This is a genomic window from Paenibacillus sp. V4I3, assembly GCF_030817215.1.
Taxonomy (GTDB): Bacteria; Bacillota; Bacilli; order Paenibacillales; family NBRC-103111; genus Paenibacillus_E.
Genome location: NZ_JAUSZA010000001.1, coordinates 3,593,148 through 3,619,812 on the forward strand (window position 1 = coordinate 3,593,148; position 26,665 = coordinate 3,619,812).

Annotated in this window: 14 protein-coding genes; 11 read left to right on the forward strand and 3 right to left on the reverse strand. The window is 42.8% G+C overall.

Features of this window, described 5'->3' with window-relative positions; all coding sequences use genetic code 11:
• Positions 1 to 595: 595 nt before the first annotated feature.
• A complete protein-coding gene (locus QFZ77_RS16540; protein ID WP_307441110.1) occupies positions 596 to 2,173 on the reverse strand; it encodes a HEAT repeat domain-containing protein in 1,578 nt (525 codons plus the stop codon).
• A gap of 143 nt (positions 2,174 to 2,316) precedes the next feature.
• On the opposite strand from QFZ77_RS16540, the gene QFZ77_RS16545 reads away from it, so the two are divergent.
• Positions 2,317 to 3,189 carry an AraC family transcriptional regulator gene (locus QFZ77_RS16545; RefSeq protein ID WP_307441111.1) on the forward strand — a complete coding sequence of 291 codons (873 nt, stop codon included), beginning with the start codon at positions 2,317 to 2,319 and terminating at the stop codon, positions 3,187 to 3,189.
• A 122-nt stretch (positions 3,190 to 3,311) separates the two neighbouring features.
• Here the strand turns inward: QFZ77_RS16545 and QFZ77_RS16550 are convergent, their stop codons facing one another.
• Positions 3,312 to 5,117, reverse strand: a complete 1,806-nt coding sequence (locus QFZ77_RS16550) for a sensor histidine kinase (RefSeq protein WP_307441113.1) — start codon at positions 5,115 to 5,117, stop codon at positions 3,312 to 3,314.
• The gene (locus QFZ77_RS16555; protein ID WP_307441115.1) at positions 5,101 to 6,702 is read right to left on the reverse strand and encodes a response regulator; all 1,602 of its coding nucleotides are present in this window, start codon (positions 6,700 to 6,702) and stop codon (positions 5,101 to 5,103) included. Before QFZ77_RS16555 ends, QFZ77_RS16550 begins: the two co-directional genes overlap by 17 nt.
• A gap of 228 nt (positions 6,703 to 6,930) precedes the next feature.
• Between QFZ77_RS16555 and QFZ77_RS16560 the strand changes: the two genes are divergently transcribed.
• The 10 genes from QFZ77_RS16560 to hutU all read left to right on the forward strand — a co-directional run bounded on the left by QFZ77_RS16560 (position 6,931) and on the right by hutU (position 26,593).
• Complete coding sequence (locus QFZ77_RS16560) at positions 6,931 to 7,902, forward strand: ABC transporter permease (protein WP_307441117.1); 972 nt, start codon at positions 6,931 to 6,933, stop codon at positions 7,900 to 7,902.
• Positions 7,903 to 7,938: 36 nt separating this feature from the next.
• The gene (locus tag QFZ77_RS16565; protein ID WP_307441121.1) at positions 7,939 to 8,835 is read left to right on the forward strand and encodes a carbohydrate ABC transporter permease; all 897 of its coding nucleotides are present in this window, start codon (positions 7,939 to 7,941) and stop codon (positions 8,833 to 8,835) included.
• Between the two features lie 90 nt (positions 8,836 to 8,925).
• Positions 8,926 to 10,527: an ABC transporter substrate-binding protein gene (locus tag QFZ77_RS16570; RefSeq protein ID WP_307441123.1), complete on the forward strand. Its 1,602-nt coding sequence runs from the start codon at positions 8,926 to 8,928 to the stop codon at positions 10,525 to 10,527.
• Positions 10,528 to 10,728: 201 nt separating this feature from the next.
• Positions 10,729 to 15,426 carry an OmpL47-type beta-barrel domain-containing protein gene (locus QFZ77_RS16575; protein WP_307441125.1) on the forward strand — a complete coding sequence of 1,566 codons (4,698 nt, stop codon included), beginning with the start codon at positions 10,729 to 10,731 and terminating at the stop codon, positions 15,424 to 15,426.
• Between the two features lie 255 nt (positions 15,427 to 15,681).
• A complete protein-coding gene (locus QFZ77_RS16580) occupies positions 15,682 to 18,846 on the forward strand; it encodes a right-handed parallel beta-helix repeat-containing protein (protein ID WP_307441127.1) in 3,165 nt (1,054 codons plus the stop codon).
• 616 nt (positions 18,847 to 19,462) lie between these two features.
• Positions 19,463 to 20,794, forward strand: coding sequence for an MFS transporter (locus QFZ77_RS16585; protein ID WP_307441128.1), 1,332 nt, complete (start codon positions 19,463 to 19,465; stop codon positions 20,792 to 20,794).
• 98 nt (positions 20,795 to 20,892) lie between these two features.
• Positions 20,893 to 22,452, forward strand: coding sequence for a histidine ammonia-lyase (gene hutH / locus QFZ77_RS16590; protein ID WP_307441129.1), 1,560 nt, complete (start codon positions 20,893 to 20,895; stop codon positions 22,450 to 22,452).
• A gap of 78 nt (positions 22,453 to 22,530) precedes the next feature.
• Positions 22,531 to 23,724, forward strand: coding sequence for a helix-turn-helix domain-containing protein (locus QFZ77_RS16595; protein WP_307441130.1), 1,194 nt, complete (start codon positions 22,531 to 22,533; stop codon positions 23,722 to 23,724).
• Positions 23,725 to 23,929: 205 nt separating this feature from the next.
• Positions 23,930 to 24,898, forward strand: coding sequence for an agmatinase family protein (locus QFZ77_RS16600; protein ID WP_307441131.1), 969 nt, complete (start codon positions 23,930 to 23,932; stop codon positions 24,896 to 24,898).
• Positions 24,899 to 24,928: 30 nt separating this feature from the next.
• Positions 24,929 to 26,593, forward strand: coding sequence for a urocanate hydratase (gene hutU, locus QFZ77_RS16605; RefSeq protein WP_307441132.1), 1,665 nt, complete (start codon positions 24,929 to 24,931; stop codon positions 26,591 to 26,593).
• The last annotated feature ends 72 nt before the right edge of the window (positions 26,594 to 26,665 follow it).

Below are 26,665 nucleotides of genomic sequence, written 5' to 3' on the forward strand. Positions count from 1 at the left end.
CTATTGGGAATATTCAGCCCCCAGTTTGAGAATTTCGAGGGCTGAATGCTACTTCCATTGGATTAAATCCAGTGAAAGTAGGGAATTGACAGCCTGAAAGCTGTTAATATTGGAATATTGAGACTGTCGATTGATTCAATATGTCTCTCACAACTGGTATTCAAATCTCCAAAATTTGATTTTAGAGTCATTCAGCTTCCGTGAGGGCAAATGGGCTATAGTGGCTGCCAATGTTGCATTTTATACAATAATTTCCGCACCCAAAGGCTATTTTGCAACTTGAAGTTGCAGTTTGCTCCAACATTTTGAGCCCTTTTGTTGCGAAATGGCCTGTATAGAACCAAATTGTTGTATATTCTACAACAAAAAAGGGAAAAAGGCGAGATTTAGGTAGCAATTGTTGCACTTAATACAACATCATTCAACGGCGAATAGGGATTCATTCATCAATTCTATTGGAAAATTTCCAATGGAAGTATTTATTTCATGCTGAATACGATTCGAATGTTCCATAATGTCAAAGGGCTGTCCTCAAGTAGATTTTACCTACTTATAGGACAGCCCTGCTTTCATTTTTGAATTAGTAATCGTGTCCTTAAAAAGTACTGACTTTACTTGTATCCGGACACCAGCGGGAAGTGCGGTAATATCGAATCAAGATATCAACAGCTTCGTCCGTTCTCAGATGGGTGAGAGCTTCCGCTGCATAAGCTCTAACGTAACGGTCCTTGCTGTAAAGCGCTTGCTCTAAGGAGTGGACAGCATCTTTCACGTCACCAGTCTTACCTGTGCGCAGCAGTGAAAGTGCCGCAGTATATCCGACCTTATTGGTAATGTATGGCTGATTGCTTACATACGACTTTTTCGAATCCGTATAATTAGATTCTGTAGCATCTTCAGTTTCACAAAGTAGAGAATCCTTTAATACTTTTGCTAATGCCGAAACAACCTGTTCACCAGCATTCTTGAGCATACCTAATGATTCAACCGCATTTCGGCGAACCCATTCGCTCTGATCCTGCAAGCTTGTGATAAGTGAGGGCACAACTTCACCTTCGGAAGATCCTATCATCCCGAGTACGAAAACCGCCAACGCTCTGCGCTTCTCATCCTCATGCTTCATAACACGGAGAAGCTCGGGAATCGCCTCAATGCCAGCACCTTGCAATCCGTATGCGGCCCGTTCCGCTGTCAGGTTCGACCCCTCCGTTATTTGCTTGATCAGCATTTCGATCCCTTGAGTTCCAAGTTGTCCAAGCGCATAGGCTGCATTCAAAGCGGTCGTTTCCACCGGATCGTTTAATAGAAGCGCTAGCGAGGGAGCGCAAGAAGCCGCTTCTGCTCCGATGCATCCCAATTCGTCAGCCGCCCGCCCGCGATCGACCGCACTCTCAGGCTCAAGCTCTTGCCGTAATGCCAACAATCGCTCCTTGGTCGTTGTCGTGCCAACCTGCTTTGCCTTAGGTTCTCCGCGGAGCCAATCCCATACGTCTTGCCATAAATTCATATGGATAGCGGGCGTTCCTGCCGGTACAATCATCTCCCTACTTTGATGATTCCAGCTCGGAAACTCCGGTGCGCTCAATCTGAGAAATTGAAACTTAAGCATATAACGATCTAGTTCTGATACATTTAGCGAAGCTCTATGCCACAAGTCGAAATGCACGAGTACCATAGTACCCGCCCTGCCTGTGGGCAGCAGCGTCTCACATTGGTCGCCGAGAAATTTTTCGTAGTATTGAGTGCCTGGCATGATCGCAGTAGGTCCTAAATCTTCAGTTATATCATGGGTGTAATAGAAAATCATCGCCCACCACGGTCGATGACTGCGCATGGAAGACCAATAGCCGTCTTTGTGCCATTTTCCGCCACCCGGCGTCTGATTTCCCGGTTGGTTGTAATGACAGTGGCGATGTGGATGCATGTAATAGTCTGAACCAAGTACACTGCTTAAGGCTCCCTTGACGATCGACGTATCGAACAGCTGCTGAATGTCCGGAACACGGGGCAGAATGTTGTTGCCGGGGTTGCCTTCATTATGCATAACATGATTGATCTGATTCATGATGCTCAAATGAAGTTGATGAGGCATGTCGTTCTGAAGTACAAGATATCCTTTGGTAATAAATTGCATCATTTGCTCATCTGTCAACAAATACTTGGTATCTAACATGTTAAATCCTCCTTAGAAATCTTCGTCCTTACTTAGAAATACTACAGTATTCGGTTTATTTTGTATTTGCAAAATCGTCAATTATTTGTACAATCGTCATATCAATTACATATTATTTTTTACGAATAAGGTGGTGATCGTGGATGGATTTCGCCGACTTACATCCTTATGTGTACTATGCAACCCGGTACCCATTCTCCAAAGGACAGGCTAGCAACAATCGGATCTGTTATGCCTCCTCCCTTTATTTGATCAGCGAGGGAAGAGGTGTCATTCACACCAATGGCCGCACGTATGAAACGGTAGCCGGCTCTCTTGTGTACATAACAGCGGGGCAGCCCCATCATTGGGTTGCCGACAGCCAAGACCCGATGGTCCACATCTGCTGTTATTTCGATTGGTCGTACATAGATCGTCGGGCCGAGTTCACCCACCCGAGCATGATCTGCTATGATGCAGCCACTCTGGTTCCTACCCTGATCGGACCTGCATTTCCTTATTCATTACCCGAGCATGTGAAAGTGGAGAAGCTGCGGCTATGGATGGATTTCTTCGAGAAGTTTTATACCGAAAATCACTATACTAACCAGCGGACGTACGTTCGCAGCCTAAAGGTCCAGAGCAGCTTCCAGCAGTTTATCGAGTTTTTTCTAACTTTTGCCCTGAAAGAAGAGCATATCCCCAATCTCCGCATGTCTAAGCTGCTCGAACGATTGGATCAGGATCTGGTACAAGGCAACTTGCAGCCTTTGGAAATTTATTACAAAGAGTTACGCATAAGTCGGGGTTACTTCTTTGATTTGTTCAAAGATGCAACCGGATTGCCACCAACTCAGTATGTCATCCAATTCAGGATCAATCGGGCGAAGGACGACCTCCTCTTTACGAATCTGAACATCACCGAGATCGCGGACAAGCACGGATTTTCGTCTTTGCATTATTTTTCGAAGCTATTCCGCAAGATAAACGGTCTATCACCTCGGGAGTTCCGAGAAGAGAACAGAGACGGTCTATGAAGAAAGAAGACGAAAAAAAGCACGAGAAGAGCAGCAGCTGTGGCGTAAAATGGAGTGAATAATGTGACAACAGCCGATAATGAGTCATGCGACTCTTTATCGGCTGTTGCCATTTCTGCGACTTACACAATTTCGTGTAGGTCTTTTTTTTCAGGAATAACAATGAACACCGCCGTGCCCCTGTGCAGATTTCTTGTAATGAATACCCCGAATTCATCGCCAAATATTAATTTGATACGTTGGTTTAAGTTTTTTAACCCAATATGCTTTTCCTCTAAATTAACCCCGCTAGCCATGCTTTGTTGAAGCTTCTTAAGCTGAGCGTCAGGCATCCCTATGCCATTATCGGAAACGGTGATCACAATGCCATCCGATGTGCGCAGCCCCGTAATGATAATCTGTCCTGGGTTTCTAGTGGGAATAATTCCGTGCTGGAAAGCATTTTCCAATAAGGGCTGAATGGAAATCTTTAAGATGTGGCAAGTAAGAAGACTTTCTTGGATTTGCCATACAACATCGAATTTGTTCGGATACCTGGCCTGCATGATCTCCACATATTGTTTGGCATGCTGCACTTCATCCCGAATATCGGTTAAAGGATTGTCTGTATCTAGACTGCGGCGTAATAGATCAGAGAGCGCTGTAACCATATGAGACACGGGATTGTGTCCTTTCGTTAACTCGATCGCCAGATATTTAATGGTTTCCAAGGTGTTGTATAAGAAATGTGGTGTAGTCTGATTCTGTAAGGCGATTGTTTGCGCTTTTCGTAAGGAGTGCATACGCAGCTGCAGCTCTTGTTCTAAACCTTTCTTCGCATCAAGGGTTCGGAAGATCGAATTGGTGATCGTTCTTACCTCATTCCATTTGCTCTTCTCGCTGGAGATCATCAAAGGCTCTAGTTTTTCCTGGTCTTCAATCATGGACATAATCTGATTAACCGGTGAGAACGTCTTAATGGAGATCAATAGGGATACAATTAAGACAATGATCGTACCAATGCCAAAAAACACATACAAAAATGCACGGAGATCTTTCATTTTTTGCTCGTAATTGATTAACGGTAATAGCGAAATATAAGTTAGCCCTTTATCCCCTGAGGGGAGCACAGAATGAATGTATTTTTGTCCATGAATGGTTTTAATAGAAGAATGAGGCTCCTTGTTATCTGCAAGAACATCTGCACCATTCAGAAGGTCAATGTCTTGTATATTGGACATGAACTCATTGCGATTAAGGCTGTACAAAACTACGTCGCCGTTGACGATGTACGTATTTTCGAATTGTTCACTTGTTTGATTTAAAAATTTACTAAGCTCTTCGAGATCAATATTTGCTGTAACTGCACCAATTTTATCCTCGTAGAGATAGGCTGGGCGCGTAATGGAGATATAGAACGGATAAGTATCGTTCCGTTTACGAAGATCAAGGTAGGATAAATTACTATCCATTTTTTGATAAACAGAGCTGTACCAGCTCTTGTCATCGAACTCTTCTAAAGAAGAGTTTGATCGATTAGAAAGCATGTAATTATTTTTATCGGAAAAGACATATAGGGAATCTATATACTTAAAGGAACGTGTATACATCGAGATTTTATCGCGAATAGTTTGCATTTTAGCAGGGTTGGAATTGATGAAATCAGATAACATGAATGATCCGACATCATCTTGATAAATCATCTCTAGCGAAACACGGTCCATTTGTTTGAAAATATTATCGATACTATCCTTCACGCGGTAAAGGGAGTTCATATTAATGCTGCTAACCTCAGTTTCAATGGCTTTGTTCATCTGAAGATACATAACGACACTTAACCCTGTGAAAGGAACGATAACCAGCAGGAAAATCAGGATTAAGCTCTTGATAAAGAGACTCTGAAACTTGTACAACCGGACGGCTTGAATTAAATTACGGTTTGTTTTCATGTTCAGCACCTTTGGGAAGCAGGCTTTGTTGACGAATATAATCCTTAGGACTGACGCCTGTCGTTTGTTTAAACAATCGGGTAAAGTACTTGCTATTGAGATAACCTACTTTTTCTGTAATCTCATGAATTTTATATTGGCGAGATTCCAATAATTCAATCGCTTTCTGAATGCGCAATTGGGTTAAATAATCAATATAATTGATTCCCAAGGCTTGTTTGAAAATTCGACTAAAGTAAATGTGATTTAAGAAAACATGATTAGCAACCTCTTCCAGCGATAAATCCCGATGATAGTTAGATAGGATATACTTCTGCGCAGCTTCGACGATCAGCTTTGCATTGGTCTCTTTGGAAGTCATATTGAGAACCATAAGATCGCTAATGTACTGCTTGGCCCACTTACGTATATCCTCCAACTCATTAATCTCAATGACAGCATGGTAATTGTGTGCGGTTTCATGAGGTGCTTTTCCAACCAAGCCCCGATCAGAGTAATTGCGAAATACCATGGCAAATAGGTCCATAATCAACCGATGAACAAAAGAAACAGGCAAATCACGAAACTCGTCAAGGAATCGATCAAGTAAACTCATCGTTTCTTCCGTTTGACCGTCTGTTACATTCGCTATAAATATCTTGTACTTCTCGAGAAGCTTCTCATATTCCATTGGCTCCAGTCGATCTTTACCACGGGTCTCTTCATAAACCAGCTTCAGGGGTACGCTAAACCGGGCTAATACAATAAGGCTATCGAATGTCGCTGTCAAGTGATACCGAATCGCGATATCAAAGTTATTTCGAATTTGGGAAATAATTTCATTTAACTCCACATTTAACTGCTCGCGAAGCGCGTCTTGGTTTAATGAATGGTTGGGAAAGGCAATTAGTTTCAGACCATGATAATCATTAAACACAGCTTTATATAGGAAATTGGCGTTCTCAGCATGGAAAATACTTTTTAAAGAATAGATTAGTTTTTCTCGTTTAATGGAAAGCTTCACTGGCTCATACAGCTCCAATTCAAACAAAGCGCAGGGGCAATAGGTTGGATCTAAAGAAAGGGATAACAAGTTTATTCGTTTATGAAGCTCTTCCGAATTCCTCAATGCCCCCATAACCAGGTCTGTATAAAATTGCTCTTTCAATAAAGGAAGAATTTCATGAAAGCGAACAGATTGCTGGTGTTGAATCATATGATTACTTTTCTGTTTGTCCAGCTTTTGTTTCAAGCCTTGGAAGACTTCCGTTATTTCATCATATTTGGTCGGCTTTAACAAGTAATTCTCCACATTATAAGTAATGGCTTGTTGGGCATATTCGAAATCTTTATATCCACTAATGATAATGACACGAATGTGGGGGAATTGCTCGTAAATGTGCTTGGCCAACATGAGACCATTGATTTCGGCCATTCGAATATCGGTTAGCACGATGTCAACCTCATGGGTTTGTAAGTAGGCAATGGCTTCTTTCCCATCCTCGAAATCAGCGACGATTTGAAATCCAAGTGATTCCCAATCAAGGAAGTACTTCAGTCCCCTTCGCACAATCTCTTCGTCGTCAACCAGAACTAGCTTGTACATGGAACTCCATCCTCTCGATGTTCTCACCCAATTATAGCTCAAAGCTATAGGATTATTGGAGCCTTTCTTAAGTGGGATAGCATTATTGGTTGAAAAAAGTTACTTTAATTGCTTTTAGTGTCCTCAATTTGTCGAATTACACAACTTTGTATCCGTATCTTTAATTTGGCTACCTATTCAATTATTCCCTTGTTTCGTAAAATTAAATTAAGCAAAGGGGGAAGCAGTATGAGAGAAGTAGTTATTAAAAATCCAGAAAAAACAAAATTGTTCTCTAAGTCTTTTGGAAAAAATTCAATTAAAAGAGCATTTAAAGAGAATATAGCATTATTAGCCCTAACCTTACCGGCTATCCTATATTTCATCATCTTTCACTATACGCCGATGTTTGGTGTCATTCTTGCATTTAAAGACTATAAGTATAGCGAAGGCATACTGGGAAGCCAATGGATCGGGTTTAAAAATTTCGAATACTTCTTTACATCTTTGGATGCTTGGAGAATTACAAGAAATACAGTAAGTTATGGTGCTGTCTTTATCGTATTGGGTAATATAGCAGCCGTCACAATTGCACTCTTACTGTTTGAAGTTCGTGGGAAATTGGCATTGAAATTCTATCAAACCTCGATGATAATGCCGCGCTTTCTATCATGGGTTCTTGTTGGGTATATGACTTATGCGATATTTAGTCCCACATTAGGTTATTTTAATCAATTGCTCGGATTCTTCGGCTTTGAGTCTATAAACGTGTACTCCAATTCTAAGTACTGGCCTTACATTATCGTCTGTGTCGAAATTTGGAAGCATATTGGATTAAGCTCCATCATCTATTACGCAGCCCTAATGAGCGTTGATCCGGAATTGTTTGAAGCTGCTAAAATTGATGGTGCAGGAAAATTGAGACAAATATTCGCTATTTCACTTCCATCGCTTACACCTGTACTTACTATCATTATTATTCTGGCTATTGGTAATATTTTCAGAGGAGATTTTGGCTTATTTTATCAAATACCAAGAGATATCGGCGTGTTGTATCCAACAACGGATGTTATCGACACTTACGTATATCGTGGATTACGTGCAGGAGACTTTGGCATTTCAGCTGCTGTTGGATTATTTCAATCAGTGGTCGGACTTATACTGATCCTCATCAGTAATTGGATAGTAACCAAAGTTAGACCGGAAAATGCTTTATTCTAATTTTGCAAAAAAGAGTAAGAAGGAGGCGGTTGAAGAATGCGTAAGTTCTTCACTACTAATATAGGCAATAAGTTAATTCATTTGTTTTTGATACTATTCAGTTTAGCGTTTATCATTCCCTTTCTTCTAGTCATAGCAGTGTCATTTTCCAATGAGGAAGCGGTGTTGCAGTACGGCTTTAAGTTAATTCCTATAAAGTGGGATCTTACGGCTTATGGTCTAATATTCGGAAAACCTGAGCAAATCCTGTATGCCTACCTAATCACATCTGTTCAGGCAGTAGGAGGCATGGTTTGTGGATTGATTGTCATGTCCACTTGCGCTTATGCGCTGTCACGTAGGAATTTTAAGCTTCGCAGGCCGATTGTCATGTTTATTTTCTTCACTTTGTTATTCGGTGGCGGACTTATTCCAAGCTATATTCTCATAACACAGTATCTTCATATAAATAATACGATTTTAGTGTATATTCTCCCGACTCTTGCCAATGCTTTCTATATCATTATTTTACGTACATTTTTACAAGGCTTACCAGATGCGCTAATTGAATCGGCCAAAATGGATGGTGCCAGTGAATTCCGAGTCTATTGGAAAATTATTCTTCCGCTGTCTAAACCAGCACTTGCAACCATCGGTTTGTTCGTTCTGCTCGACAGATGGAATGATTGGTTTACTTCCTTAATTTATATTCGCGATGCTAGGCTGTACACGCTGCAGTTTCTGTTGCAAAGAATCTTACTGGAAATAGATTTTCTTAAAAATGCTTATACGTACAACTTGCCTGCTGATATGGATGTAAATCTATATAAGCTGCCTTCTGAAACTCTTCGGTTTGCTATGGCGATCGTCGCGGCAGGACCTCTTCTTATTGTTTTTCCGTTCTTCCAAAAATATTTTTCAAAAGGACTTACGGTTGGTGCAGTAAAAGGATAATTACCTGTTTATACCAGTTTCGGAACTATTGCCTAGTTCCGAAACTGTATAATATAATATTCAAGCAGATTGAAAGGGGAAAAAAGAAAAATGAAAACGCTTAAAAGTGTGTTCAGCAAAACGATTATTCTAAGTATGGCTACAGCGTTAATCTTATCCGCTTGTGGTAAAACAGAATCACCCAAACCAAGCACAAGCACTGATGTAAAAGCTACAGCAACAACGGAAACAGCAAAGCCAGTTACACTGAAGTTTGTAACGATGGGTCCAGGAAAGCAAGCAGATTCTCAAGAAGTTTGGGATGAGTTTAATAAGAAATTGGCAACGTTATTACCTAATACAAAGGTAGAATTCGAAGCAGTACTGAGTACTGAATTTGCTAACAAGTGGAAATTAATGGCAGCAACTTCAGAGCCGATTGACATTGCATGGACAGGCTACTTATTGGATTATCCAGGTGAAGTCAACAAAGGATCTTATGTAGAGTTGGATGCATTAGTTGATAAATACGCGCCTGAAATCAAGAAAGAAGTTCCAGCTTGGGTATTGGATCGCGCTCGCGTTAACGGAAAATTGTATGCGATTCCAGGCTATCAACAAGCTGTAGATAGCCGTCCAACCATGCGTGTACCAAAAGAGTTTATTGATAAAGGATACATTGATCCGAAAGTAGCGCAAGATACCTTCTACAAGTATGGCCCAGTATCCAAGGAGTCATTTGCTGTTATCGAAGGCTACCTGGAGAAATTGAAGGCGAACAACCAATTACGCAAAGGGTTTAGTCCGAATGTACTTTGGTCTATGTATAACCACAATTTTATTACTACATTGCCTAACTATATTTTAACTGGTGATTATAAAGACCCGAAAAGCTTAAAGGTTGTCAATCAGTTCGAAACTGACAAAGAGCAATTGTTTATCAAAACAATGACGGATTGGTATGCCAAAGGTTACATCCGCAAAGATATTTTGAGCTTGCAAAATCAACGTCAAGATGAAGGCAAGCCGGACGGAAACATTGCTTGGTTCCACTCCATGATTGGTAGCATTGAAGATCAATCGAAGGCGGAAAGCACAAGATGGGGATTCCCAGTTCAGGTAATTCCAATGGAAGAGAAGTATGTCATTTCCGCGTTATCTGATGCTACTAACCTTGCCATTAGCAGAACATCCAAAAATCCAGAACGCGCTATGCAGCTTCTTAATTTATTAAATACTGCGAAGGGCAAAGATTTGTATAACCTGCTTGTTTGGGGGATCGAAGGCAAGCATTATAAGAAAATTTCCGACAATAAAATTGAAACAATCGGTTACCAAGGTTCAGGTACTGCGGACGCTAAATATGGCGCATTTAAATATGCTCTAGGGAATACGGCAAATAGTTTCGAAACTCAGGCCGATCCAACCAATTTCACGCAAATTTGGAAGGATACAAATGCTGGCGCAGTCGTTTCTCCATTACTTGGTTTTAAACCTAATCTTGATCCAATTAAAACAGATCTTGCACAGGTTCAGGCAGTTGTTAAAGAGTACGCAGGTGCTCCTTCAGCGCTTATCCTAGAATCAGGAGCAGTTCCTGACTCAGATGCCAAGTATAAGGAATTTATGGACAAAATGAAAAAAGCAGGTTCAGACAAAGTAACAGCTGAACTTCAAAAACAAGTTGATGAATTCTTGAAAACTAAAAAATAATTCGAAGTAAAGTCTTTTAAAGAAAGAAGCCATTGCTTGCTATCAAAACAAGCAATGACTTCTTTTTATATATGTCTATTAAATAAATTATTCCCCCAAATATACTGATTAAATGATGGATATAGGGAATTAAGCACGGCAGGATCGTGATTTTTTTAAGAATATGATAACGCTTACAAAGTGCTAACAGGAGGTAAAACTATGCTTAAGGCAAGTGAAACTAAGACTTACAAGTGGATTGCACTGGTATTAGCGTTGCTAATGATTTGCACACCAGTTTTATCGATACCGTCAAAAACTTTTGCATCGACGGCTACAAACATCTATGTTGATGGTACACACGGAAACGACTCTAACGATGGGAAGTCCGCATTGACAGCTTTTAAGACGATCCAAAAAGCTGCCGATATTGCGGTTTCTGGCGACATAGTCAAAATTATGGCCGGTGTTTACCATGAAACAGTCATACCTAAAAGTGATGGGGTGACGTTTCAGAACTACAATGGTAACAAAGTTACCTTGTCCGGAGGTGATTTGGTCACTGGATGGACGCCCACAGCAACAAATGCTGCCATCTATTCGGCACCTATGGGTTGGGATTACAATAACGGTTATGGCAATATTGTCTATTATACGGATGCCAGTGGGAATACCACATCGTTGAGTCCGGCAAGATGGCCTAACATCCCGGACAGTAAGATGTTTGACAAGACAAAGTACGCAAAATATACATCAAATCCTAGCAGTCCTGTTGCAACAAACGGAGGAGCTAATTTACAATTTAACAGCGTTGCGGTTAGTAGCTCGTACACCGTGCCAACTACAATAGCAAATGATTTGCAAGGGGCTTTGCTTGTTTCCTCGGTAAATAATGGATTCGCGGTATACACCGGAAAGATTACGGGTAACACCGGAAATACCTTGCAGGTTGAGTGGCCTTACACTGCTTCCGGTTACTATCCACAAAGCGGCAATCCAGGTTTTGGTTTTTATATCACTAACTCTTATAATGCATTGATTCATGATGTGGCAAATCCGGTAAGTGACGTACCTACAGCAGTATGGTACAAGGATGTTGAAAACCAAACTTTGTATGTATCTGTACCAGGTGGAGCGGATCCAAATACTGGGACTATTGAGGCGAAGAGCAGAGAGTATGTTTTTAACTTATCCGGTCGTACAGGTATTACCATCAGTGGAATTAATGTACGTGCTGCCGGTATCAACTTTGCGAATTCCAGCTCCAACACATTCAAGGGCGCTACCATTGAAATGGTCGATTCCACTAATCAACCTTTTGCTGCTAATACAACTTTGGGTGGTTTTGTTTCTGGCTTTACATTGGATGGCGACCACAACACTGTTCGCGATTGTGAAATTAAAAATATGTATGGATTTGGGATCATTGTCAAAGGCCATGATAACAATGTGATTAATAATGACATTCACGATTTTAATCGTTATGGACTTTATGCCGACGGTATAAACGTTAATGGCTACAATCATCTGATTAGTCATAACAGTGTGTACAACGGAGGACGTGCTGCCATTGGCGGTTTTTTCAGAAGTTCAATATTCGAGTACAATGACATACATGATTGTATGAAGATTTCCTATGACGGCGGTGTGTTTTACGTCTCAAACAGCGATTTTGGCAGCTCGGAGATCCACCACAATACCGTGCATGATACTGCAGGTGAAGGCATTTATTTCGATAATGTGTCCTTCAATGCCGCGGTTTATAACAACATCGTTTATAACGTTAGCGTGGGTTTCCTAATCAACACCCCCAATGAACGTATGATATTGTTAAATAATACGGTATACAATTGCCCTACTAGTCTTAGCAGCTGGGGTGCTGCCTACGATGGAACAGGCTCTTTCGGAACCACGGTCGTCGGCAATATTTTTGCGGCAAATACTTACAACTCTCAGACCTCAGGTGGCTCCTTTGAACAATTTAATACCATAGGTACTAGTGCAGCTCTTGCTCCTATATTTGTAAATGCTGCTGGCAACAATTTTGCTTTGCAGAACCCGAACAACTACCGTAGTGTTGCGTTACCCGGTGTTACTGACGGATTCACTTCCACTTACCCTGTCATGGGCGCTATTCAGCCCGGAGTGACATGGAAAGCTGGAAGCGACTTAGCCAATGCTGCCAATATCAATCCAACTTTCCAGCTTCATAATATTCCTTACAAGCAATTGCTTGTAAATGGCGGTTTCCCTACTGGTGATATGAGTGGTTGGACTACCACCGGCTCTCCTCAAATCGTAACACAAAACGGATGGGATTTTAGAACCAGCGGTTTAATAAGAGATGGTTCTTATGGTGTTGTCCTGAACGATGGCGATAAGATTTCCCAGACGGTTACAGGGCTGAAACCAAACACCACTTATAACGTTAGTGTTTGGGGTAAGGTAATGGGACAACAGGTTGTGGCAAGCACCATGGATACCGCCGCAAGCACACCTGTTACGAATACGAAATACCGTTCAATGAATAGTTACATCATTCCGGGAACGACGACTACCCTAAAATTCAATCAAATTAATTTTGGGTCTCCTGCGCTGTACAACTCAGTGTACTTTGGTACAGTCGCTAATTCCAGTACCGGTACAATTAAAATGTATATTGATAGCCCTACTACGGGTACTCTAGTTGCCACGGACGCAATGAACTTAGACACAGCGCAAAATGGTCAATGGTTCTATAGAAAAAGTATACCGCTTTCTTCGGTAGCAGGGACGCATGACGTTTATTTGGTATTTTCTAACACCAATCCAGCGACGGCTATCACTTGTTATTTCGGTGACTTTACATTATTTAATTCTAACCCTAATCCTGCTACGGACAGCCTTGTATTGGGAGCTAGCGGATTTGATGACAGTGGTACTCCAAAGACATTAAGTAAAAGTACCATAAATGCTGGCAATAACGTTGTCGGTGCAGGAAGTCGTCCTGACAATTTTTCCTTTACAACAGGGCAAAACAGTACCAGTGCTACCATATATGCAACTAAAACAGGTGGCGGCGGATTGAGAGGTTATGTGGATGAGTTTGGTTTGGCAGAGAATACGACCCCTGCTCCTGTTTATCAATCCTTAAACGCATTTGAGGGCTTTGAAAACGGATTGGATAACTGGGTAGCATCAGCAGGTTCTAAATCGACCTCTACAGCAGTTAAGCATTCTGACAGCAACAGCTATATCGTCAATGAAGATGTTGATAACATGACTCAAATTTTCAATACTAGCTATAATAAAGTGGTTACGATGTGGTTTTATGACAATCTCAACAAGACGAACATGCAAACGGCAGCGTTTGTAGATGATGGTGTAACGAATCGGGCGATCATGGTCAATACCCCAACTTCGACAACGAAATATTCATTGCGACTTGGTGGTGCAATTACGGCCACAACCGTAAATAGAAGTCTAGGCTGGCATGAGTTCAAGTGGGACTATACCTCAGGTACGAAACTTGATATGTATATCGATGGCATATTAATAACACCGCAGGCAGGCGTAACTGGTCTGACTAGTTTCAACAAGATAAGGATTGGAGATTTTTGGTCTGGAAATCCGAACACCGTGTATTTTGATGATATCAGTATCAAAGATGCCAATATTAAGCCTGTAGGCGTAAACTCGGAATTGACGACTCCGCAAAATAGTGCTATTAGCGGCACTTTATCTGCAAGCGATGCAAATGGAGATCCGTTGACTTACAGCATCGTAAGCAATGGCACACTAGGAACGGCAGTGATTACGAATCCGTCAACTGGAGCGTTTACGTATACGCCAAACGCTGGTGTGATCGGCACTGATACATTTAGTTTTATCGCAAACGATGGTTTTGTTAATTCAGATGTCGCCACAGTGACAGTTCGCATTTTGGATATTATTCCTCCTGTGACGACGGATGACGGGCAGAGCGGTTGGCATCATGATGCACAAACGATCCTGTTATCGGCAGCGGATGAAGGTAGTGGGGTTGCGAAAACCTTGTACAGCCTAAACGGTAGTCCGTTTGCAGAAGGAAATACAGTTCAAATTGATGAAGAAGGCGTGAATGAGCTCAAATACTATAGCATCGATGCTGCAGGCAATCCGGAACCTGAGAAAACAACAATAATTAAAATCGATAGGAGTGGACCTGTCATTACAGCAGCAGTGACAGCGGCACAACCTGACGGTGAAAACGGGTGGTATGTACACGAGGTGACAGTAAGCATCGCAGCGGAAGATCATTTGTCAGGCGTAGCCAAAACGGAATACAGCGTTGACGGAGGGGCTAACTGGCAAACTTACCAGTCACCGGTAACCATAAATCAAGACGGCAGCTTTAACTTTATGTATCGATCAGTTGACAGCGTGGGGAACATGGAAACAGCACTGAACATCGCGATCAACTTAGATACACATTCGCCGAATATTACCATTTCTTCACCTGCTAATGGCAACAGCTACAGCGATTCTGGTGATCTAACGCTGCAATATAACGTTACCGATGAATTGTCTGGCGTGGATAACAGTAAGACAATCTTTACGCTGGATGGCCAGACTGTGCAAGCGACAACGATTCCACTCTATTCGTTAGCGCTTGGCACACATACGATTACACTAACGTCGGATGACCTGGCTGGGAATACGCAAAGTGTGATGTTGACATTCGAGAACGTCACCAATGTAGATTCCTTAAAAGCATTGGTAACTCGCTTCAGCGGTAACAACTGGATCGATAATGGAGGAATTACCAATAGCTTACTGAAAAAATTGGAAAAAGGTAACTTGAACAGCTTCATAAATGAAGTAGAGGCGCAAAAAGGCATTCATATTTCAAATGAAGCGGCAGCCTATTTGCTTAGAGATGCAAATTTTCTGCTAAAATAGTAACTCAATAGCTTTCAGTAGCAGGAGCCTATGGCTTTTGCTTTTTCTAGTTTTTGTTGGTGTCATATTTATTGTCGAGAAAATCAATTTAATGTCCATATCTTTATTTTGTCTCCCTATTCATATAGACCACTGTTTCATAAAATTAAAGATATATATGAAGGATAGGAGGGAACTTAAGCACGGCTGTATTTGAAACTAAGCAAAAAAGGAATTGCTATTATTTAGTTTGTTAGTAACTAAGGAGGATTGACAATGACATCCACGTTAGTACAAAACTTTCGGCTCAAAAAGAAAGCGGTTACAAGAATGGTGGGATTGGTTAGTTTAATTTGTTTGATCATCTGTTCCTTATTCGTCGGTTTAGCTCCGATTCAAACAGCACACGCTGCTGTGCAAGATACGTTCTATGTTTCAACAATAGGCAACGACATAACAGGTGACGGATCATCTGGGAACCCTTGGGCAACTATTGAGAAAGCCCGAGATTATATCCGCACAAACAGTCTGAATACGAACATGACGGGCGATATTGTCGTGAACGTAGCTGCAGGGGACTATTATGTCTCCAGTACGATTCAATTCACAGATGCAGATTCCGGTTCAAACGGGTTCAACATCATCTACAAAAATAAAGATGCGGTAGGCAGCGCCCAGTTCATCGGAGGTCAACCTATAACAGGCTGGTCGCAGCATTCAGGCAACATCTATAAAGCCTATGTGGGAACAGGCTGGAGGTTCGACACCCTATACGAGAATGGCACAAGAGCAATAAAAGCACGTTACCCCAATTACACCCCCGATGCTAACTATATCACTGCGAAAGCACCATATCTTTATAGTGAAAATAGCAATTCCTTTACGGTTCTACAGTATAAAGCAGGAGACCTTGATCCAACAGGCTGGGATTTGACAGATGCACAGTTGTTCGTCTGGTCACTTGGTCCTGCTGCATGGTTCACAGACGCGGTTCCAATCAGTTCCATCAACACCTCGACTAGACAAATTTCATTATCTCAATCCACTCGCTATTTGAATAGAGCCAACTCGAGATATGTGATCCAGGGAGCTCTGGCTCTTCTTGATCAGCCCGGTGAGTTCCATCTGGATACGACGTCCGGTTATTTATACTATTGGTCAAAAGACGGATCCATCACGCAGCAAACCATCATCGCACCTAAAGTAAAGAGCATCATTTCCCTTCAAGGCGCTTCGGAAAGCAGTCGTGTTCATCACGTTCAATTGGATGGCCTAAGCTTCCAGGACACCGATTTTACGGACTGGTACAGACATGCTTGGCCACATGACGGCGATTCTGGAGAAGGCCACACGTTTCCGCAGTATGACAGGCAGATGACGATGCCGCAACACCGTACAGGGATGCTGCTATTGCAAAATACCGACCATATCGCGATTACCAACTCGCACTTCTCTAATTCCGGTTATTCGGCTGTATACATGCTGTTTTACAACCAGAATAACACCGTCAGTGGAAACTTAATCGAGCATGCCGGTCATTCGGGCGTTATTCTTGAAGGTAAGTACCCGGGTGAAGGCGATGTAAGCAAAAATAACCTTATAACGAACAATGTCATTCATGATGTAGGTGAATTGGTCGGTAATGGTAGTGGCGTATATTTGATGAACAGCGGAAGTAACGAGGTTTCTTACAGTGAAATCTACAATTCTCCCCGTTATGCAGTTGCCTTTGACACTTATTTGGGCATCGCCACAACAAATATTTATTTAAAAAACAATGTGATGAAATATTTAAAGATTTCTAACACAAATCAAGACAGTGGAGATACGGCTTCCATCTATTCCTGGGGTCGTAGTGCAGCTGCTAACACAGTGAATCAAGTGACCATTGATCATGTGTATGCTCATCCATCCATGCAAGATATTGCCCCGAACGGCATCTTTATGGACAATGAAACTTCAGGTCAAGTATTCAGTAATATTAAAATAAGCAATACCCAGGGAGCGCCTTACCGTTTGAACTCCTCAAGCGGTCATACGCTTACCAATGTAAGCTGGCAAGCAGGATTTAATGATTCTCTAATGGATTATGCGAATATTGGCATTAAAGCAGACTTCCCTTATCCAGTCACACCTGTCGGTTTGACGACTTCATTCTCAGGATCCCAAGTTAACTTGTCCTGGCAAAATGTGATTAATGCCGCGAATTACGATGTATGGCGTTCAACTGTGCAAGGCGGTCCATACACAACGGCTGTGTGTAGCGCAGTAACATCGACCACCTGCAGTGACACAACAGGTACTCCGGGAACCACTTATTATTACGTGGTGAAGTCCAGAACTTCGGCTAGTTTGATCAGTGGGAATTCGAATGAAGCTGCTCAGTTGTACAACGACTTAATCTTTGACGGATTTGAAAGTGGATTAACGAATTGGAATACGAATAAAGGAACAGCGTCTATTAGTACCGCACAAGCTCATGCCGGCAGCTACAGCTATGTTATCAATGAAGACACAGATGTGATTTCGCATTCGTTCAGCACTACCAATAACAAAATCGTATCGCTGTGGGCTTATGATGATGCCAGTGACACGTCCATGCAAACGATGGCCAAGGTGGATAACACTATTTGGAGCGACGGTACGGGGTGGAGAGGTTTAGGCGTGAATACACCAACTTCCACAACCAAATATGTAACACGAGTGGGCGGTACGTATACCGCAACGTCTGTTACTAGATCTACTGGGTGGCATGAACTCAAGTGGGATTACACGTCGGGAACGAAAGTGGATATGTATGTCGATGGCGTACTTGTTTCATCACCTACTGGAGTGACTAACTTCAATCAAATCTCCATGGGTGACTGGTGGTCTAGCAACACAGGTACGGTTTATTTTGACGATATTAGCATCACCAATCCATTTGTTGAAGGGTTTGAAAGTGGTTTTGGAAACTGGTCGAGTGCCAAAGGAACGGGCTCGGCAAGCACAACCCAGGCTCATTCCGGAAGTAATAGCTATGTAATTAATCAAGACGAGGATGTCATATCGCATACCTTTAGTACAAGTGATAATAAAGTCATATCCCTTTGGTTCAATGATGCTGCTGCTGATATGTCCATGCAAACAATGGCCAAAGTGGATAATACGATTTGGAGTGATGGCACGCAGTGGAGGGGTCTAGGAGTCAATACCCCAACATCGACCACCAAATACGTGACGCGTGTTGGCAGCACTTATACGGCGACTTCCGTAACTCGAACAACAAGATGGCATGAATTGAAATGGGACTACACTTCGGGAACGAAAGTAGATATGTTCGTCGATGGCGTACTTGTTTCATCACCTACTGGAGTGACTAATTTCAATCAAATCTCCATGGGTGATTGGTGGACAGGTAATACAGGAACAGTTTATTTTGATGATGTGAACGTGCAGTAATTCATGCTTTCATCCCGATGAATAAGAGAATGATCTGAATTTGACAATAAAAATAACCATTCAGCTACTGCTGAATGGTTATTTTTATTGTGAAATTGGGTATGCTGAATGAATTATGGCTGCACTTCTTTCCAGCAATATTGTGCTAGTGATCCGAATTATTATCTAGAGCGTAATCCATAATGAGCGATTATAATTTGTTTACAGCAGCGTATCTCAAAGGAATATTTGAAATTTGAAAACGCTTTAAAGTGCTTTGAAACTAAGAAAAGGAATGGAATGTATCACTTTATTAGTAACATTCAAAAATGATCGGATCAATCTGATTCTAAATTGGAAAGCAAAATCGTGCTAGTGTTTGGCAATATTGTTTAGTTTCATCAATCTGTTTTGAAGGTATTCTTATGTTAATAAACTTAACATAGATATTCAATTTGATGATTCGATTCATTTATTGTTAAGTTAATTGACATTGTGGAGGGGGCGCATGGACTCTTAACCTGATAAAATAGCAGGAAAAGATGCAGCATTTATTCATGTTTATAAGAGGTTACTTACCTCCTTGGGACTTAGTCAAGAAATTTAAAATCGATTTTCATAAACGGGGGTTACTGCTATGTCCGTACAACTATCCATGAAACCTTATAAGATTGATGACGCTCCACTCAATAAGTTTCATCTAAAAATTACAGCACTTACGTTTGGATCTAATTTTTCTGATGGGTATGCACTTGGTATTATAGGTATGGCTCTGACTTTGATTGGTCCTCAAATGAACCTTAGCCCGATTTGGAGTGGATTAATAGGGAGTTCAGCGTTGATCGGACTCTTTTTCGGCAGTCTACTTCTCGGGGGATTATCCGACCGTATAGGTAGACAGAAAATCTTCCTTGCCAACTTCGTAGTCATTGCAATAGCATCGTTCTTGCAATTTTTTGTACAAGATCCCACAATTCTTTTCATCTTGCGTATATTGATTGGGTTTGCTCTAGGTGGGGATTATGCAATTGGATCGACTTTTCTTGCTGAGTTCGCACCTAGAAAACATCGAGGTTTTTTACTTTCTTTCTTAAATGTCATGTGGACCGTCGGATATGTCGTATCCAACCTTGTCGGTTATTATCTGCTAAAGACCGGCCCAGATTCCTGGCGGTGGATGCTTGCAAGTGCAGCCATTCCAGCGGTTATCGTCCTCCTGCTTCGGATTGGAACACCTGAATCACCTAGATGGCTCATCAGCAAGGGGCGTGTAGAGGAAGCTAGGGAAATCGTTAAGAAGCACATCGGTCCCCAAGCGGAAATTGAAGAACCAATTTTGGATCCTACAAAAAAAATATACAGCTTTCAAGATCTTTTCAAAAAACAGCTTTGGAAGCGTACGGCATTTGGCGGTCTCTTTTATGTATGTCAAGTGATTCCCTACTTCGCAATTTATACGTTCCTACCGGATATTTTAGCTAAAATGGGATTTGAAGAGACGTTCTTTATGGACACCATCCTGAATCTATTCCTGCTTGTCGGTTCGATCGCCGGTCTGTGGTTGACAGAGAAATATTCACGTAGAAGCTATACGATTAGCACGTTTATAGTTCTTACAGTCTCCTTGCTTGCGCTTACTCTTTTACCAGCAGGTTCACATATCGTGGCAATTTCGATATTTTGCTTATTTACCTTTGTCATGTCAGCCGCTTCAAATCTTACCTTAGTATATCCAGCCGAGCTCTTTCCCACCGAAATCCGGGGTTCTGGTGTTGGTGTTGTTACCGCAATAAGCCGAATCGGTTCGGCAATCGGAACTTTTCTTTTACCGGTAAGTGTTAGTTCTATGGGATTGACCCCATCTATGATTGGTATGAGCGCAGTTCTGCTAATCGGAACAATCGTTTCTATCGCTTGGGCGCCGGAGACGAAATCACTTGCTTTAGATGATTCCAACCATTATCATTAATCAAACTTTACAAGAGATGTCTTTCAGACATCTCTTGTATGCATATTTAACCGACAACTATTGCATAGTAGGTATTGGTTTTAAAGGAGATGTTTTTCATGAAAATTTCTGATGCTCCCATTCATCCCAAAGACATAAATAAAGTGATTCTTGGCGAACATCCGATCTCTATTTCCGAATTTGTAGCAGTGGCCCGTTATGGGGCAAAAGTGTCATTTTCTCAAAGCTATTGCGATCGCGTCAAACAATCCAGACATCTTATCGAGAAGTTTTTAAACGAAAACCGTATCATTTATGGCGTAACGACTGGCTTCGGAAGCAATGTGACAGAGATCATATCAACCGAAGATGCCGAAACCCTGCAGCGCAACATTGTTAGATCGCACGCCGTTTCCGTAGGGGAACCTCTGGAGAAAGAAGTTGTAAGAGCCATTCAACTGATGATTCTCATTCATTTGGGTCATGGTTATTCCGGGGTTCGCTTGGAGCTGCTAGAGCTTGTAGCATCGCTTTTGAATCAAGGAATCACCCCCTTTGCTCCAGGCGATGGATCCGTTGGTTATCTTTCTCCGGAAGCTCATATGGCTTTGGTGCTTATTGGGGAGGGCAAAGCATGGTACAACGAAGAACTCATCTCTGGCAGTGAGGCGCTTGAAAGAGCAGGATTAAAACCGACCACTTTTAGCTGTAAAGAAGGATTGGCCCTGACCAGCGGGACGTCCTCTGTTACTGCAATGGCCATTCTAACCCTATATAATGCTATTCAAGCGGCAAAAACAGCGGATATTGCTGGCGCAATGTCACTTGAAGCTTTGAAAGGAACGATTCACGCCTTCGATCCAAGACTCCATTCCTTAAAAAAACATGAGGAACAGGCTAAGACGGCCCAAAATATAATCCGAATCCTAAAAGGCAGTGAAATTGCCGAAACCTATAAAAACTATCGTTTGCAGGATGCGTTAAGCTTACGATGCATTCCTCAAGTACATGGAGCTTCCAAGAAAAATCTGAAAGATGCTGCCTTTACAATCAATAATGAGCTTAATTCTGTAAGCGATAATCCGGTTATTTATCCCGATGACAATGACGGAATTGCCCTAATGGGTGGCAATTTTGACGGTACCTATGTCGGTATCCAGGCAGATATCATGTGTATAGCTATGGCTAATCTGGCAAAAATAGCTGAGAGAAGAATTGACCGATTAGTGAATTATCACCTAAGTGAACTGCCTAGTTTTTTAGTGAAGAATCCAGGATTAAACAGTGGATATATGATCCCGCAATATACGGCTGTAGGACTGCTAGGAGAGATAAGGATTCTTTCTCATCCAGCCTCCGTAGATAATGTTCCCACTTGTGCCAATCAAGAGGATGTTGTCAGTTTCGCATATGTGGCCTCAAGGAAAGCCTATCAAATTTCGAAGAAACTAACGTATATTTTGGCGATTGAATTGATGACGGCCGTACAAGCTCTTGATTTTCATCGTCCGTTGAATCCTTCTCCGGTTATTGCGGAAGTATATAATCTGATCCGATCGAAAGTGCCGACGGTGGAGGAAGACCGATTTCTCTATCCGGACATCGTAACGATCTATCTTCAAATTCATGAAGGCGACATCGTAAAGGTTGTTGAAGACATGATAGGTGAGATAGAATAAAATAACATGGAAGCAGTTTTCTCTGAAGTTTAGGAGCGAAACGGCTTCCTTTTTTAAAATAGGGGGAGGTGATTAGCAATGAAATTGGATACGGCCCAAGCTGCCTTTTCGCAACTTCTCATTTCCGGGACGTTAATCCATGAAGCGGATTTTGAAGAAATGCGTGAGCGGCTTGGCATCAAACCGCGGCCCCAAGTCGTTATCGTTTTGTCCATAGACCGTTATACCGATTTGGCTTTGGACAAGTCATTGCAATGGAGTATTGAGATCGGGCAGGTGCTGGTGGAAGCCATTTTTGAGAGTATCACCTTGCCATTCCTATGGGTATGGGTAGGAGAAGGCGTACTAGCCGTATTATTGGAACTCCAATCTGTTCAACCCATCGAGCCGTCCTATAAGCAAGTTACGTATGGGATGGTCCGGAAAATTCAAAACTTCGTAGATGCGAAGGACTTTTCCGTTTCAGCCGGGATAGGCACCTATTACGAAGATCCTTACAAGCTTCATCTTTCCTACAGCGAAGCCAAAGAATCATTGATCGACCGTTTCTTTCAAGGAAACCGGATGATTTTTCAATATGAAGGACAAAGAAGCATTCAGGAAGAACGGGCAAAGCCGGTGACCCACGAAGAGAAAATCGAATTGCTGTCACGTGTCCGGATCGGGGATGAAGAAGGCTCGATTGTTTATTTAGTCGAGTTATTAGAAAGTCTTTCCCGATCGTATAAGCATAATATTGATCTATTTAAGTCAGAAGCCTATGATCTAGTACTCTCTTTGTCAAGAATGGTTGTCGATTTGGGCGGTAATGCTTCTGAAATTTTATCTGAAAATGCGAGAATGCTTCAAGACTTGTACAGTACCATTCGATATGACAAATTTGTTAAAAAGCTGTGCGCATACTGGAGGAAGCTAGCCAAGCAAGTATCGGACGATCATGCCTTAGAGGTATCTCCCATTGTTCGATCCGCCATTGTATATATAAGAGAGCATCATCAAGACAAAATGTTATTAAAAGAAATTGCCCAGCATTGTTACTTGAGTACCCATTATTTTGCCCATGTATTTAAAAAAGAAGCGGGTGTAAGCTTTGTCGACTTTCTAAATAAAGTTCGTATTGAGAAGGCTGTTTATTTGTTAGAGAAAACGGAATTAACCATGCAGGAGATTGCCGCGCGAGTCGGTTTTCAGGATGCGAACTATTTTGCAAGGAAATTTAAAATGATTATGGGGTGTAGCCCGACGGACTATCGGTCATCAGCCCAGTGCTAGTGTTATAGCAATAAATTCTTTAAGCCAATCCGCTCAGGGGTTGGCTTTTAAGCGTTTTCATCGGAGTGTTCAGTTCCTGGTTAAACCGTAATATCGTGCTACCTTTCCGCAAATTCGGCTAGATTCAGATGCCGTTTTTTTCAGTATGATGTAGTCATAGAAACAAACAAACTTTGTTTCATCAACCTACAGGAGGGAAGCAGATTTGAGACAAATTGAACTGCTGAATCCGCCAGAATTCGTACGAAACTCCAATTGGCGGGATCGATTCGAGACCAAGGTATCTCAGTGGTTGACCCCTTGGGAAGGCGAGGAAGAAGTCCAAGTCGGTTTCATCGGCGTTCCGCTTTCTAAGACGTCAATCAGTATTTCAGGCGCTTCGATGACACCGAATGCCTTGCGGGAATTATTTGCAAATGTCACGACGTACAGTATCGACCACGGTGTCGATTTGCAGGATTTGCAGGCGCATGATCTTGGTGATATTCAGATGCATGTGACGGATCTGCTGCGCTGTCATGCCAATATCGAACAAGGGCTGAAGAACATTTATGCAGCCATGCCTCATCTGTTCCCGATTATTGCAGGCGGCGATCATTCCATTACGTGCCCCTCTGTGAAAGCCTTTAAGCATCATGTCGGTGGAAAGGTGGGGATCGTTCAGCTTGACTCCCACATGGATGTCCGGAATCTGGAGGATGGAGGTCCTTCCAACGGAACGCCAATCCGCGGGTTGATCGAATCGGGCACGGTTGAAGGCCGCCATATTGCGCAGATCGGACTTCACAGCTTCGCCAATTCAAGAGCGTATCATGAATACGCCTTGACGCAAGGAATTACCCAGTATACGGCGCGTCAGGTAGCCAAAGAAGGAATCGAAGCTTTGGTGGAAAAGGCGCTGGAGGTTGCCGGTGACGGGACGGATGCTATTTATGTAACCGTTGACATGGATGTACTGGATCAAGCATATGCGCCAGGTGTGCCAGCGCTCGTTCCAGCAGGAATGACCTCGTGGCAGTTGTTGGAAGCGGTATTCTTATTAGGACAGCATCCTAAGGTACGAGGCTTTGATATTGTTTGTGTGGATCCCATGCAAGATCCCCGCAGAGCGACGGTCAGGACCGCCTTGCATGTCATCTTGACTTTCTTGACGGGATATATGAAAAGAAACTAATTCGAACACAACATAGAGGAGTGACTATTCATGGAACAAACAGTCAAACGTACGATTCGAGCAGCACACGGAACGAAGCTAACGGCAAAAGGTTGGCAGCAGGAAGCTGTCCTGCGTATGTTGATGAACAATCTGGACCCTGACGTAGCCGAACGTCCGGAAGATCTCGTCGTCTATGGCGGAATCGGCAAGGCTGCGCGGAACTGGGAGTCTTATGACAAGATCGTAGAATGTCTAACGAACCTGGAAGCGGATGAAACGCTGCTTGTACAATCCGGGAAACCGGTTGGCGTATTCAGAACGCATGCGCATGCGCCGCGGGTTCTCATCTCCAACTCGGTCATTGTTCCGGCCTATGCCAACTGGGAGACGTTCCATGAACTCGATAAACAGGGTCTTATGATGTACGGCCAAATGACGGCTGGCAGCTGGATTTATATCGGTACGCAAGGCATTTTGCAAGGAACCTATGAGACTTTCGCTGAGGCAGCTAGGCAGCATTCGGGAGGTACTTTAAGAGGTACCCTGACATTAACGGCAGGACTTGGCGGTATGGGCGGCGCTCAACCTCTGGCTGTAACAATGAACGATGGCGTGGTCATCGGTGTAGACGTAGATCCGACCCGTATTCAACGCAGAATCGACACTCGTTATTGTGATGTCATGGTTTACAATCTGGATGACGCGCTGAAGCTTGCGAACGATGCGAAAGCTGAGGGGAAAGCGCTCGCTATTGGGCTAGTAGGAAACGCTGCAGAGGTTTTCGCAGAATTTGTGAAACGGGGAATTGTACCTGATTTCGTAACCGATCAAACCTCGGCCCACGATCCGCTTAACGGCTATGTGCCGGTCGGTTATTCATTGGAAGCCGCGGCTGACTTGCGTAAAAACGATCCGAAGCAGTATGTGAAGCTATCCAAGAAATCGATGGCTGCCCATGTTCAGGCGATGCTTGATCTTCAAAAATTGGGGTCAACCGTATTTGATTACGGCAACAACATCCGCCAAGTGGCTCTTGATGAAGGAGTTAAGGATGCCTTTAACTTCCCTGGATTTGTTCCGGCTTACATTCGTCCGCTCTTCTGCGAAGGGAAAGGACCGTTCCGTTGGGCGGCATTGTCCGGTAATCCGGAGGATATCTATAAAACCGATGAACTTGCCTTGAAACTGTTCCCAGAAAATGCGCATCTGCGTAAATGGATCGAATTGGCAAGAGAAAAAGTCGCGTTCCAAGGTTTGCCTGCTCGTATTTGCTGGTTGGGGTACGGGGAACGGGCTAAGATGGGGCTGGCTATTAACGAAATGGTGCGCAATGGAGAATTATCCGCGCCGATCGTTATCGGACGTGATCACCTGGATTGCGGTTCCGTGGCTTCGCCTAACCGTGAGACCGAGTCCATGAAGGACGGCAGCGATGTTGTTGGCGACTGGGCCATCTTGAACGCCCTTGTGAATACGGCATCCGGCGCGAGCTGGGTTTCCGTCCATCATGGCGGCGGCGTAGGCATGGGCTACTCCCTGCACGCAGGTATGGTTGTAGTTGCGGACGGTTCCAAAGAAGCGGACGAAAGATTAGCCCGCGTCTTGAACACGGACCCTGGCATGGGCGTCATCCGTCACGCTGATGCCGGGTATGACATTGCCATTGAAACGGCGAAGGAACGCGGCGTTCGCGTACCGATGATGGGCATCTAATTGTTTCTGAATATATAAAAGAATGACTGATAACTCGCAGCAAGCCCGAACGGGCTTGCTGTATTTCGAGGG